Annotated in this window: 11 protein-coding genes and 1 rRNA gene (1 of these 12 running past the window's edge); 8 read left to right on the plus strand and 4 right to left on the minus strand. The window is 40.1% G+C overall.

Annotated elements, in window-relative coordinates; genetic code table 11:
* Positions 1-10 precede the first annotated feature (10 nt).
* Positions 11-949, plus strand: a complete 939-nt coding sequence (locus A6B45_RS00680) for a DUF1810 family protein (protein ID WP_072612924.1) — start codon at positions 11-13, stop codon at positions 947-949.
* A gap of 26 nt (positions 950-975) precedes the next feature.
* On the opposite strand, the gene A6B45_RS00685 is transcribed toward A6B45_RS00680, so the two are convergent.
* From A6B45_RS00685 to A6B45_RS00695, 3 genes are all read right to left on the minus strand, one after another.
* Positions 976-2,406 carry an aspartate ammonia-lyase gene (locus A6B45_RS00685; protein ID WP_072612925.1) on the minus strand — a complete coding sequence of 477 codons (1,431 nt, stop codon included), beginning with the start codon at positions 2,404-2,406 and terminating at the stop codon, positions 976-978.
* 117 nt (positions 2,407-2,523) lie between these two features.
* Positions 2,524-3,210 (minus strand): ribose-5-phosphate isomerase RpiA, encoded by a 687-nt coding sequence (gene rpiA / locus A6B45_RS00690; RefSeq protein WP_072612926.1) that lies wholly within the window; start codon positions 3,208-3,210, stop codon positions 2,524-2,526.
* Positions 3,207-3,509: a GNAT family N-acetyltransferase gene (locus A6B45_RS00695; protein WP_257786599.1), complete on the minus strand. Its 303-nt coding sequence runs from the start codon at positions 3,507-3,509 to the stop codon at positions 3,207-3,209. The genes rpiA and A6B45_RS00695 overlap by 4 nt, the downstream gene beginning before the upstream one ends.
* Positions 3,510-3,719: 210 nt before the next feature.
* Here A6B45_RS00695 and A6B45_RS00700 point away from each other — a divergent pair, with 210 nt between their 5' ends.
* Genes A6B45_RS00700 through A6B45_RS00710 form a run of 3 tightly spaced genes read left to right on the plus strand, consistent with a single transcriptional unit; the run spans position 3,720 to position 6,055 of the window.
* Positions 3,720-4,259, plus strand: coding sequence for a dCTP deaminase/dUTPase family protein (locus A6B45_RS00700; protein ID WP_072612928.1), 540 nt, complete (start codon positions 3,720-3,722; stop codon positions 4,257-4,259).
* A gap of 48 nt (positions 4,260-4,307) precedes the next feature.
* Complete coding sequence (gene radA / locus A6B45_RS00705; protein ID WP_072612929.1) at positions 4,308-5,678, plus strand: DNA repair protein RadA; 1,371 nt, start codon at positions 4,308-4,310, stop codon at positions 5,676-5,678.
* 2 nt (positions 5,679-5,680) lie between these two features.
* Entirely contained in the window at positions 5,681-6,055 is a 375-nt protein-coding gene (locus A6B45_RS00710) for a hypothetical protein (protein WP_072612930.1), read from the plus strand.
* 42 nt (positions 6,056-6,097) lie between these two features.
* Here the strand turns inward: A6B45_RS00710 and A6B45_RS00715 are convergent, their stop codons facing one another.
* On the minus strand, positions 6,098-7,336 hold the full coding sequence (locus tag A6B45_RS00715) for a YhgE/Pip domain-containing protein (RefSeq protein ID WP_072612931.1): 1,239 nt from the start codon (positions 7,334-7,336) through the stop codon (positions 6,098-6,100).
* A 133-nt stretch (positions 7,337-7,469) separates the two neighbouring features.
* Between A6B45_RS00715 and A6B45_RS00720 the strand changes: the two genes are divergently transcribed.
* From A6B45_RS00720 to A6B45_RS00735, 4 genes are all read left to right on the plus strand, one after another.
* Complete coding sequence (locus A6B45_RS00720) at positions 7,470-8,054, plus strand: TetR/AcrR family transcriptional regulator (protein WP_072612932.1); 585 nt, start codon at positions 7,470-7,472, stop codon at positions 8,052-8,054.
* Positions 8,055-8,152: 98 nt separating this feature from the next.
* Positions 8,153-9,649 carry a glutamate--tRNA ligase gene (gene gltX / locus A6B45_RS00725; RefSeq protein WP_072612933.1) on the plus strand — a complete coding sequence of 499 codons (1,497 nt, stop codon included), beginning with the start codon at positions 8,153-8,155 and terminating at the stop codon, positions 9,647-9,649.
* A gap of 141 nt (positions 9,650-9,790) precedes the next feature.
* Positions 9,791-11,197, plus strand: coding sequence for a cysteine--tRNA ligase (cysS, locus tag A6B45_RS00730; protein ID WP_072612934.1), 1,407 nt, complete (start codon positions 9,791-9,793; stop codon positions 11,195-11,197).
* Between the two features lie 535 nt (positions 11,198-11,732).
* Positions 11,733-13,158 (plus strand): 16S ribosomal RNA (locus A6B45_RS00735) (it continues 125 nt past the right edge of the window).

The raw sequence follows: 13,158 nt of genomic DNA on the forward strand, positions 1-13,158 counted from the left end.
GGAGAAAATAATGCCTTATCAAGATTCTTATGTTGCTAAAATTCGTGAAAAGGTTGGGCACGACTTTGAGCTCATAATGCCTACGATAGATGTGGTCATTGCCAATGCAAAAGGTGAACTTTTGATGATTTATAACCGTGATTTTGATGGTTGGGCCTTTCCAGGTGGTTATATTGAACCTGAGATGTCATGGCAAGAAAATGCAGCCCGAGAAGCTTTGGAGGAGTCAGGTATTCGAGCAAATGCAGAAGATCTGCAATTAATCGGATCTGTTTCTGGAGCTCATTATCGCACACAATATCCTAACGGTGACCGAGTTAAGTTATATACTAATGTGTTTTTATTGACAAAATGGTCGGAAGAACTAGATTCGATAGATGATACCGAGATTGATGGGAAAAAGTGGATGACACTGAAGACGATTGATCACATACATCTGACATTTTCTGGTCGTGCAGTATATCAGGCATATCGTCAGTTCAAAAAAACTGGGCACGTACAAATGTTAACAATCAATAGTGAATTGCAACGTTTCTTGGATGCCCAAGATGGTCGTATTGCTGATGTGAATACCTATGATGATGCCATTGCTGAATTATCCGCTGGACAAAAGAAAACGCACTGGATGTGGTTTGTATTACCGCAACTTCGAGGACTAGGGACGAGTGAGCGGGCGATATATTACGGTATTAACGGTGCACGAGAGGCACGTGATTATCTAGAAGATGCTGAATTACGTGCACGCTTGGAAAAAATTATACAAATTTTATTAGCTATCAAATCATCAAATCCAGTCGCTATATTTGGAGATGTTGATGCTAAAAAATTACAGGCTAGCTTAACATTGTTTGCTCAAGTTTCTGAAACACCTGATTTATATCAAAAAGCATTAGTAAAATTTTTTAATGGCGCTTTACACCAACCAACATTGGATTTATTGAACAAATAAAAAAGGACAGCTAAGCTGCCCTTTTTTTAAACTGTTGTTTTCGGTGCGTGGAGAACAAGGCCATGTTCAGGTGTACGCGCATTGATAACAATATCTTCGACTTTAAAAATATGTGCTAATTCAGTTTCTGTAAATTTATTTTTCTTTTCAGCAACTTCACGCAAAGATTTACCTGTACGAAGGGATTCTTTAGCGATTTTAGCAGCTTCTTTGTAACCAATTATAGGAGCCATTGCAGTTGCAAAACTCACTGACAAATCAATATCTTGTGAAAGACGATTTTTGTTTACCGTAATACCATCAATACCATTAATGCGTAAAGTGTTCATGGCTTGTTGTAGATGTTCGATTCCAGTGATTAAGCTTTTGAAAATGATGGGCTCAAATGCATTTAGTTCCAATTGGCCAGCTTCGCTTGCTGCCGTAACAGTTGTATCAAAGCCAATCATTTCAAATGCAACTTGGTTCACAACTTCTGGAATGACCGGATTAACTTTACCAGGCATAATCGATGAACCGGCTTGCTTTGAAGGTAAGTTAATCTCATGTAATCCCGAACGTGGGCCAGAACTGAGTAAGCGTAAATCATTAGACATTTTAGATAGATTAACTGCTAAGTTTTTTAATGAACCAGACAAGGCAACATAGGAATCCAAGTTTGATGTTGCATCAAATAAATCGTGGGCTTGCTCAAGTGGAAGCCCAGTTATGCTAGCTAAGTTAGGGACGATGTGCACTTGATAATGATAACTCACGTTAATACCAGAACCAATAGCTGATCCGCCCAGATTTAATGTGTACAGCTCATTGCGGGCAGCTTCGATACGTTTAAAATCCCGACGAAGTGGTTTTAACCAAGCATGAAAGGTATTTCCTAAGGTCATGGGCACAGCATCTTGTAGCTGTGTACGTCCCATTTTGTAAGTTGTTGAAAACTCGTCGGCTTTGTTACCAAGAGCGTCTACTAATAATGTTAATTCTGAAAAAAGTGGTTCGAGTAGTCGGATAAGAGCAATTTTTCCTGCGCTAGGATAAGTATCATTGGTACTCTGACCCATATTAACGTGATCATTTGGGTTAACGTAGTCATATTCACCACGTGCACGGCCGACCTGCTCAAGAGCTGTATTGGCAACAACTTCATTGACGTTCATATTGGTACTTGTACCAGCACCACCCTGAACATCACTAATTGGAAACATTGTAAGATCGATTGGCTGACTTAACAAAATTTTTGTTGCATCAACAATATGTTTAGCAACGGCTCGATCTAGATTACCAGATGTAGCATTTGTTTGTGCCGCAGCCTGTTTAATTTCTAAAAAGGCTCGAATGATTTCTGGATGGGTTGTTTCTTTTGAAATTGGAAAGTTATTTAGCGCACGTTGAGTGTGTGCCCCGTAGTAGACATCTTTGGGTACGTTGATTTGGCCGAGTGAATCTGATTCTGTGCGCATATTGCTTCTCCTTACTGGTTATGAGAATATTTTACCGCAAAAAATAACTATACCAATTTTATTTGTTAAGTTTTATGACACCATATTTTTCTTTCTTGATATAGAAAAAAGCACCCTTTAAGGTGCTTCAATAATTTCAACGCCATCATCACTACCAATGACTACACGGTTAACAACATCAGTGAACAGACCGTGCTCTACAACACCGACCATATTAATTAATTCTTGACCTAAATCACGTGGATTTTCGATAACGGGAATATGCAGATCAATGAGGTAATTTGCTGAATCTGTACGTACAGGGTTACCATTTTGATCTAAACGCCAAGTAGGATGGAACCCATCTGCAGTAAAGCGTTTAAATAATTGGTCAGATCCATATGGAATAATTTCGACTGGCAAATACTGATTTAGTTTGGGTACACGTTTGCTACTGTCCACTACCCAGATATTCTCACGAGAGTTAAACGCAACGATTTTTTCCCACAAAAGCGCTGCCCCGCCACCTTTAATGGCTGAGAAATCATCTGAAATTTGGTCAGCTCCATCAATTGTAAGATCAATTTTATCGACATCATCGACGTTGTACATAGGGATTCCTAGTTTTGCAGCATTGCGCCTTGTCTTTTCAGAAGTAGGGACGCCGACGATTTTTAAATTTTCATTGGCTACGCGTTCACCTAAAGCGGTAATGACTTGAGCGATTGTCGATCCAGAGCCGATGCCCACTACCATACCGTCCTGAACAAAGTCGGCGGCGCGGCGACCTGCAATAATTTTTTGTAAATCCTGTGATGAACTCATGATTTGTACTCAATCTCCTGATAAATGTCGGGGTAACGTAAAAATGCTTCTTTTACATAAGGGCAGACGGGTTTTATTGTCATTTTTTTGGCACGCGCATCAGCAACAATCGTATCTAACAATTGTTTAGCAATACCTTGTCCACGTAGAGATGGGTCCACTACGGTTGAATTAATTGAATAGGTTTGTCCGTCGTTGATTACTGTATAAGTAATCTGAGCGATAACTTTGCCGTTTTTTTCCAAGAAATAACGACCATCTTCGTGTTGGAATTCCATAATAATTTCCTCTCGTTTTATTATAACAGCATAATAATTAACGGTATTTAATTGAGTGGGTGAAAATTTACTATTTACCTATGATACTAACATAATTTACGCTTGTCTGTGTTACTTGTTCTGACCATTTTTAAACCAGCTAACATTTTATAATTTAACGTATATTTTTTTAAATAAGGACAATATATCGTATAATAAGGGATAAACTATTTATGAAGAGGTGTACTTATTATGACACGTGGATTTGAGATTGTTAGCAAATATGCTGACGAGAATATTACCGTTCCAAAGCGCAGCACACAACAAGCAGCAGGTTATGATTTTGAAGCCGCAGTGGATATCACTATCCCTAGCGTTTTGAGTAATAATTTTTTCAAGGGACTCAATATTCTATCGCTTGGGAAACTTTCAAAGCTACGTGATAATGAAGATTTGCAAGATATACTCAAACCGGTACTTATTCCAACGGGTATAAAAGCTTACATGGGGGAAGGCGAATACTTGCAACTTGTTTCGCGTTCAAGTGGACCTATTAAAAAGCGGATAATGATGCCTAATGCAGTCGGTATCGTAGATGCAGATTATTATAATAATGAAAGCAATGAAGGAGAAATTTTCTTTCAATTTATTAATTTTGGCCTTAAAGATGCCCATATTAAAAAAGGTGAACGCATCGGTCAAGGCATTTTTTTGCCCTATTTATTAGCTGATGGTGATGATGCTGTGGAAAAGTCAGATCGTAAGGGTGGCTTTGGTTCAACAGGGCAATAATAGTTTTTATCATTAATATTAGAACGAATTAAATGAAAGGACTAGGATATCGCTAAAGTAAAAACACAATTTATATGTTCCAACTGCGGTTTTGTTTCGGCGCGGTATTTGGGACGCTGCTCAAATTGTGGTGAATGGGGCACGCTTGTTGAAGAAAAAATTCAACCAGAATCAAATGACCGTAAAAGTCGTGTGAGTCTAGATGGACGCAATGCAAAAGTTGAAAAAATAAACGAGATTACATCTGAAGAGGCACCGCGCGTAGCAACTAAGCTTAAGGAATTGAACCGAGTTTTAGGCGGTGGTGTTGTCCCAGGTTCCATGGTTTTGATTGGTGGTGATCCTGGTATTGGTAAGTCAACATTACTACTTCAAGTATCTGGACAACTCGCTCAAGAAGGTCGGGTACTATATGTAACCGGCGAAGAGTCTGCCACACAAGTGAAACTGCGTGCCGATCGCTTGGGCGTTGGGCACGATGAGTTTTATTTATATCCGGAAACGGATATGACGGCCGTGAAAAAGCAGATTGAGGAATTACAACCGAATTTTGTTGTTATTGACTCGGTACAAACCATGCAAGAACCTGATGTTTCATCGGCTGTTGGATCAGTATCACAAATTCGAGAAGTGACAGCCGATCTGTTGCAAATCGCCAAGACTAATAATATTTCGATATTTATAGTAGGGCATGTGACTAAAGATGGTGCCATAGCGGGGCCAAAGATTCTGGAGCATATGGTCGATACTGTATTGTACTTTGAAGGAGATAGTAATTATAAGTATCGCATTCTGCGTGCGGTTAAAAATCGTTTTGGCGCAACGAATGAATTAGGTATTTTTGAAATGCGTAATGGCGGTTTGATAGAAGTGGCTAATCCCTCTGAGATTTTCTTAGAAGAACGCTTATCTGGTGCCACTGGATCGGCGATTGTGGTCGCGTTAGAAGGATCACGACCTATTTTGGTTGAATTACAAGCCCTAGTAACGCCGACCGTATTTGGTAATGCACAGCGTACAGCAGCAGGACTCGATAGAAATCGTGTGTCATTGATTATGGCAGTATTAGAAAAACGCGCTAACTTATTATTACAAAATCAAGATGCGTATTTAAAGGCAGCAGGTGGCGTGAAACTTGATGAACCAGCAATTGATTTAGCAATCGCTGTTGCTCTGGCTAGTTCATATCATGATAAAGAATCAAGACCAAGTGATGTCTTTGTTGGCGAAATTGGTCTAACTGGTGAAGTCCGTAGCGTAGCAGATATTGAAGGGCGATTAAAAGAAGCTAAAAAATTAGGCTTTAAGCGTGCTATTGTTCCTAAAAATAATTTAAACGGCGTTGAATTACCTCATGGTATTCAAGTTATTGGAGTAACAACATTAAGTGAGGCGCTTAAAATTGCCTTAGGAGAATGATCATGTCAGAGCATTTATTAACAGGGTTGGCTGACATCAATAGTGCTCTCTATGCACATGTTGAGAAAGGAAAAGCTTACAGCGTACGTTTTTTCGTCGGGGTAATGATATTTTGTACATTATTGCTGTTTTTTCTTATCGGAACAGCAGTCACGTTCTTTTTGATGGGAATTGTCTTCGAACAACTAGAATGGATAGCAATGATTTTGGTATTCTTTTCGGCATTAGTTACGGGGATGGTTGGCTGGTTATCATGGAATTGGGGACAACTACTATGGCAGCTTTTAAAACAAGTCGATGAAACTGGGCATTACTACGCCCATGATAAAATACGTGCCAGTGACCAAACAAAAAGCCATTTAGGTAAACATTTTTAAATAGCTAAACAAAAAAAGGGCCTTCCTAGAAAGGTCCTTTTATTATGAAGGTTGTACCAGCGGTGCGCGCTTTTTTTGGAAAGCAACAATAACTAGGTGAATGATAATAGCTACGATGCCAATGGTCAGAAGTTGCAACCAAAGGGTGTGTGTGCTATTGCCGCCGTATAAGATGTTGTAATCTGCGCGAATTGAATAAAAACAAGGAGAAATATTACTCATAACCTTGAAAAAATCAGGCAGGATTGGACGCGGAATGAGACCAGCCCCTGAAACGACCTGAGTCAGCATGAAAGGCATATTGATCATAATACCAAGTTGCCCAAGAATCAATGAAAAGATTAGGTTAACGTTCAATGCTGCAAATAACTCAATAGAATGGTTAACCCACAGTTGCCAATAGGTATTACTATCAAAATGAAGCATACTTTTGCTTAGTCCAACAATTAACAATGGCGCTATCATTGAAATTAAGATAATAGCGATTTCCGTATAAGTGTATGCTTTCCAGCGACCTATTAATGGCGAAAATGACTTGTATGCAACGACAATTAACATGGCGCCAATCATGGAACCAATATAAAAAGCTAGTGACATAAAGAATGGAGCCATACTATGTTGCATACCAGAAGGTGCTTTATTCATTTTTACAATGCTGTAATTGTATGAATTAGCAACGTTTGCATAGGTTTGATTTATTTTTGCTGTAGCAGTACTTTTGGTTTGCTCAGCTTTTTGTAAAATAGCGTCTTTTTGTGTTGGATTTGCTGTAATTAATGATTTTGTTTCTGATTCTAATTGTGATAATTCGGCGGCAGTTAGAATCCCTTTGCTTTGCTGCAGTAAAACACTTTTTTGAACATGATTCCCGACTGATTTTGCAACAGCTTCCATGGATGAAACTGATGTCATAGGGTTGGCGTAGTTGATGTAAAACCTAAGTTCACCTTTAGATTGACCATCCATTTTCTTGAGATTGGCATTGAAATGTTTTGGAATATTAATAATCAAATAAACTTCGCGATCGTTCAATTGACTTTTAGCCTGTTTCATATTCAAATCAGTTTTGACGTGTTTGAATGGCAAGCTTTTTTTAAGTTGTTTTTTTAATGTGGCACTGTCTTTATCTTGGTTGACAATGGCAACTGGTAATTGGTTTATTTTGCTAGGTACGACTTTATACCCAGAAAAATAAATTCCAACCATCAGTAAGCCGTAAAATAGCACGATAATGAGCGCTCCGAGGACACCCTTGCTGACAATAAATTTTTTGAAACTCATGTGGAACTCCTTTTCTTCTGCTGACAATAGAGTAGCACTTATTTGTCTTGCATGCAAGTGATTGCTTGCATAATGAAAATAGTCTGTCTTTCAAAAGAGAATATGATAATATAACTAAGAAGAGGTACGAAATATGTCCAAACAACCATCAAAATACGATTTGATTCTAAATGCGTTTACGACGTTATTAGTTCAAGTAGGTTATCAGTCTACAACAATTAACAAAATTGCAGAAACAGCAAATGTTAACCCAAGTACTATCTTTAGAAAATTCAAAGATAAAGAGGGAATGCTGTCTGCAATAATCGATCGCCATTTGGCAGATTTGCGAACGATATTTGATGATGTATCTCTGACGGGTGATGTTGAGACTGATTTAATTAATATGTCAAGAGCTTTCCAAAAATTTCAGGAGAAACATCAAGCAGTTGTGGTGGTGGGGGTTCAAGAATCTTTTAGAAAGCCAAACGTCAGTCATGCTGTGGAAGAAATAGAAATTAGTTTCAAACAAAATTTATTACAATATTTCGCTGAAATGAAAAAGCAACATCAAATAAAAGAAACAATCGATATTGAAGCTACCACAATGAATATAATATGGTTGAATTTTGGGTATTTTATGACAGTTATACGTTTCAACAATCCTGAGCTAATTACTGATCCAGAAGATTTCTACGAAAAGCAAATTCGCTTTTTTGCAAAAAGTTTACGTCCTTAAAAACACAATGTAGTGATTGGAAATTAGTATCATGAGTGTTGTATACTAGTAGCTAGACAAAACGGTACTAAATACCATACATAGGAGATTATTGATTCATGACAGAAGACATACGTGTTCGCTATGCGCCGTCACCAACAGGACATTTGCATATAGGGAATGCACGAACAGCTATTTTTAATTGGTTATTTGCACGCCACTACAATGGCACATTCGTTATTCGTATTGAGGATACTGACTCAGCACGTAATATTGCTGATGGTGAAAAATCACAACTTGAAAATTTGGCTTGGCTAGGTTTAGACTGGGATGAAAGTCCAGACAAACCAGGCGTTTATGGACCCTATCGTCAATCAGAACGTAATGAACAGGGTATTTATCAAGAATTTATCGATGCACTATTAGCTAGTGGGCAAGCGTACAAGTCTTACAAAACGTCAGAACAGCTCGCCTCTGAACGTGAAGCGCAACAAGCAGCCAAGCAGGCGCCACATTATGTTTATGAATATGAAGGTTTGACTAACGAAGAGCGCGAAGCCAAATATGCTGAATTTGAAGCACAAGGATTAAAGCCGGTAGTACGTTTCCGTGTGCCAGAAGAGAAAGTATATGCTTGGGATGACATCGTTAAAGGGCATATCGAAATTGGTGCTAAAGAAGTTGGTGGTGATTGGGTCATTCAAAAAGCTGATGGTATGCCAACTTATAATTTCGCAGTTGTCGTTGATGACCACTTGATGAAAATTTCCCATGTTCTTCGCGGAGATGATCATGTCTCGAATACACCAAAGCAAATCATGATTTATGAGGCTTTGGGATGGGATGTGCCAAAGTTTGGACACATGGCTTTGATTATCAATGGAGAAACTGGTAAGAAATTGTCTAAACGTGATGAAAATCTCTTGCAGTTCGTTGAACAATACAAGGAATTAGGCTACCAACCACAAGCTATGGTTAATTTTATTGGTTTGCTGGGCTGGTCACCAAAGGGTGAGGATGAAATCTTTAGTTTGTCAGAGTTCAAAGAAATGTTTGATGAAAAGCGTTTGAGCAAAGCGAATGCTAAGTTCGATCAAAAGAAATTAGAATGGGTCAACAACCAATGGATGCGTCGTGATACGGACGCTGTTATGCCACAACTTATTCAAGAGCTTGTCGATGCTCATTTGATATCTGCAGATGATGCTACTGATAAGAAAAAGTGGTTGTCAGAAGTTATTAAAGTCGCTGGCGTTGACGGTATATCATATACGCGTCAAATTGTTGAGCTAGTTCGCAAACCTTTCTTTGAGTTGAGCGATATAACAGATGAAATGGTTGAATACTTGACTTCAGAAGATGGCCGTAAAGTTGCAGCTGCGTGGGAATCAGCATATGAATCCTTGCCTATTGATGCAACTCCGGCTGATTACATGAGTACAATTCGTGCGATTCAAAACGACTTAGAAATTAAAGGCCGTAACTTATGGAATCCTATTCGTATTATGACTACTCACGAAGTCCAGGGACCTAATTTACCAGAAATGTTGACATTGTTGGATAAGAACACTGTTCTGAAGACAATGCGTGATGTGAAAGAAAAATATTTAGCATAGGTATTTAAACGTCGAGAAATGCTCGGCGTTTTTATTATGATTTTGAGTATCCTTTCGTACTGAGGAATAATGCCAAAATGTTTTCAGCTCATGTATAATACTAAGTAATAATAATTTTTCTATTTATAAAGGGAGCAAACTATGATCTACGTCTACAATACGTTATCACGTGAAAAAGAAGTTTTTAAGCCAATTACTGCTGGCAAAATAAACATGTATGTTTGTGGCCCTACGGTATATAACTATATCCATATTGGAAATGCTCGCTCAGCCATTGCTTTTGACACAGTACGTCGCTATTTTGAATATCGTGGTTATGAAGTTAATTACGTTTCGAATTTTACTGATGTGGACGACAAAATTATTAATCGTGCGCAAGAAGAAGGCGTTTCTGAACTAGAGGTTGCTAATAAGTATGCTGATGCCTTTGACGAAGATACTCTGCCGTTGAATATTAAACCTGCCACGGTGCGTTCACGTGCAACGGAAGTTATCCCAGAGATCATCGAATTCGTAAAAGATCTCATTGATAAAGGCTATGCATATGAGTCCGAAGGGGATGTTTACTTCCGTGCTAAGAAATTCAAGGGCTATGGTATTTTAGCTCATCAGGATTTGGCAGAAATGGAAGCCAATGCTGCTGGTCGTTTGAATGATGAGGAGACTGTTCGTAAAGAGGATCCGATTGATTTTGCTGTTTGGAAGAATGAAGCACGGGAGGGGGTTATCTCATGGTCGTCTCCATGGGGAAATGGTCGTCCGGGCTGGCATATAGAGTGCTCGGTTATGGCGCAAAAGTACTTATCGAATACAATTGATATCCATGGTGGCGGTATTGACTTAGCATTTCCACATCACACAAACGAAATTGCGCAGTCTGAGGCCAGAACGGGACAAAAGTTTGTTAATTATTGGATGCATAATGGATTTGTTAATGTTAATAATGAAAAGATGTCAAAATCTCTCGGTAATTTTACAACTCTACATGACATGTTAGCGACTTATGACGATCCAATGGTCATTCGATACTTATTGACCACAACGCAGTATCGGCGACCAATTAACTATGAAGCAAGTACTTTAGAACAAGCACGTTTAGAATTGGAACGCATCCGTACAGCTTATAGAAATTTGATGTTTCGAGCGGAGACATCGGAACCTGGTGGGGATGAAGATGTTGAGACACTGATTGAAGCGCAAAAGAAAGCGTTTGACCAGGCAATGGATGATGACTTTAATACACCTAACGCGCTTGCAGCTATTTTTGAACTTGTTAGTATAGGGAATACCTACACTGAGCGTAGTACTGTAAAAGTTGATACTGTTCAGCGTTTATTAGGAACAGTTGCCGATTTACTATCTGTATTTGGTATTGAGGGATTGGATGGTAACGAAGAACTTACAACGAAGCAACGTGAATTGTTGGATAAACGTGTATTAGCTCGTGAGTCACATGATTTTGAAGAATCAGACTTGTTACGTAATCAGTTAAAAGAAGTCGGTATATTTGTAGAAGATACACCACAAGGCCAACGTTGGCATAAATAAAAAAGCTATCAGCTTGCTGATGGCTTTTTTATTTATTAAGTAAAGGTAAAGGGAGAAGAACGAAAAAGAGGAAAGGGATAAAAAAGGGGCGGATAAAGCGAATGAGGAGGGAGAGTGAGGGGGTAAAAAGGGATAAAAAGCGAACGAGTAAAGGAAAGTAAAAAACAAGTAAAAAAGTAGTTGACGAGCGGGGTTAAAGTTGGTATATTAGTATATGTTCCAACGGAGCGAAGCGACGCAAAGCGTTGCGAGGCAAGGGGGAACGGGAGCGCGAAAGTAGTGAAGTCGAGAAAAACTTCTTAAAAGAAGTAGTTGACAAAGCGAAATGAGCGTGGTAAGATAATATAGTTGTCTCAGCGACAACGAGTAGCACATTGAAAACTGAACAAAACTTTGAACAAACGAATCTGTAGCTGTTACGTAAAGTAACAAAAACAAATTTGCGAAGTCAATTCGTAACAAACAATAAACGGATTACGTTATAGAGATATAGCGAAAGATAGTCAGTTTAATCGAAGAGCAATCTTCAAATTTTCAAATTGAGAGTTTGATCCTGGCTCAGGATGAACGCTGGCGGCGTGCCTAATACATGCAAGTCGAACGCACAGCGAAAGGTGCTTGCACCTTTCAAGTGAGTGGCGAACGGGTGAGTAACACGTGGACAACCTACCTCAAGGCTGGGGATAACATTTGGAAACAGATGCTAATACCGAATAAAACTTAGTGTCGCATGACACAAAGTTAAAAGGCGCTTCGGCGTCACCTAGAGATGGATCCGCGGTGCATTAGTTAGTTGGTGGGGTAAAGGCCTACCAAGACAATGATGCATAGCCGAGTTGAGAGACTGATCGGCCACATTGGGACTGAGACACGGCCCAAACTCCTACGGGAGGCTGCAGTAGGGAATCTTCCACAATGGGCGAAAGCCTGATGGAGCAACGCCGCGTGTGTGATGAAGGCTTTCGGGTCGTAAAGCACTGTTGTATGGGAAGAACAGCTAGAATAGGAAATGATTTTAGTTTGACGGTACCATACCAGAAAGGGACGGCTAAATACGTGCCAGCAGCCGCGGTAATACGTATGTCCCGAGCGTTATCCGGATTTATTGGGCGTAAAGCGAGCGCAGACGGTTTATTAAGTCTGATGTGAAAGCCCGGAGCTCAACTCCGGAATGGCATTGGAAACTGGTTAACTTGAGTGCAGTAGAGGTAAGTGGAACTCCATGTGTAGCGGTGGAATGCGTAGATATATGGAAGAACACCAGTGGCGAAGGCGGCTTACTGGACTGCAACTGACGTTGAGGCTCGAAAGTGTGGGTAGCAAACAGGATTAGATACCCTGGTAGTCCACACCGTAAACGATGAACACTAGGTGTTAGGAGGTTTCCGCCTCTTAGTGCCGAAGCTAACGCATTAAGTGTTCCGCCTGGGGAGTACGACCGCAAGGTTGAAACTCAAAGGAATTGACGGGGACCCGCACAAGCGGTGGAGCATGTGGTTTAATTCGAAGCAACGCGAAGAACCTTACCAGGTCTTGACATCCTTTGAAGCTTTTAGAGATAGAAGTGTTCTCTTCGGAGACAAAGTGACAGGTGGTGCATGGTCGTCGTCAGCTCGTGTCGTGAGATGTTGGGTTAAGTCCCGCAACGAGCGCAACCCTTATTGTTAGTTGCCAGCATTCAGATGGGCACTCTAGCGAGACTGCCGGTGACAAACCGGAGGAAGGCGGGGACGACGTCAGATCATCATGCCCCTTATGACCTGGGCTACACACGTGCTACAATGGCGTATACAACGAGTTGCCAGCCCGCGAGGGTGAGCTAATCTCTTAAAGTACGTCTCAGTTCGGATTGTAGTCTGCAACTCGACTACATGAAGTCGGAATCGCTAGTAATCGCGGATCAGCACGCCGCGGTGAATACGTTCCCGGGTCTTGTACACACCGCCCGTCACACCATGGGA

It is taken from the genome of Leuconostoc suionicum, from assembly GCF_001891125.1.
GTDB lineage: Bacteria > Bacillota > Bacilli > Lactobacillales > Lactobacillaceae > Leuconostoc > Leuconostoc suionicum.

Bases quoted from the DNA above. Each gene is read 5' to 3' on its own strand.
- A6B45_RS00685 (WP_072612925.1), bottom strand. From the start codon at position 2,406: ATGCGCACAGAATCAGATTCACTCGGCCAAATCAACGTACCCAAAGAT.
- cysS (WP_072612934.1), top strand. From the start codon at position 9,791: ATGATCTACGTCTACAATACGTTATCACGTGAAAAAGAAGTTTTTAAG.
- A6B45_RS00680 (WP_072612924.1), top strand. From the start codon at position 11: ATGCCTTATCAAGATTCTTATGTTGCTAAAATTCGTGAAAAGGTTGGG.
- rpiA (WP_072612926.1), bottom strand. From the start codon at position 3,210: ATGAGTTCATCACAGGATTTACAAAAAATTATTGCAGGTCGCCGCGCC.
- A6B45_RS00715 (WP_072612931.1), bottom strand. From the start codon at position 7,336: ATGAGTTTCAAAAAATTTATTGTCAGCAAGGGTGTCCTCGGAGCGCTC.
- A6B45_RS00720 (WP_072612932.1), top strand. From the start codon at position 7,470: ATGTCCAAACAACCATCAAAATACGATTTGATTCTAAATGCGTTTACG.
- A6B45_RS00710 (WP_072612930.1), top strand. From the start codon at position 5,681: ATGTCAGAGCATTTATTAACAGGGTTGGCTGACATCAATAGTGCTCTC.
- A6B45_RS00700 (WP_072612928.1), top strand. From the start codon at position 3,720: ATGACACGTGGATTTGAGATTGTTAGCAAATATGCTGACGAGAATATT.
- gltX (WP_072612933.1), top strand. From the start codon at position 8,153: ATGACAGAAGACATACGTGTTCGCTATGCGCCGTCACCAACAGGACAT.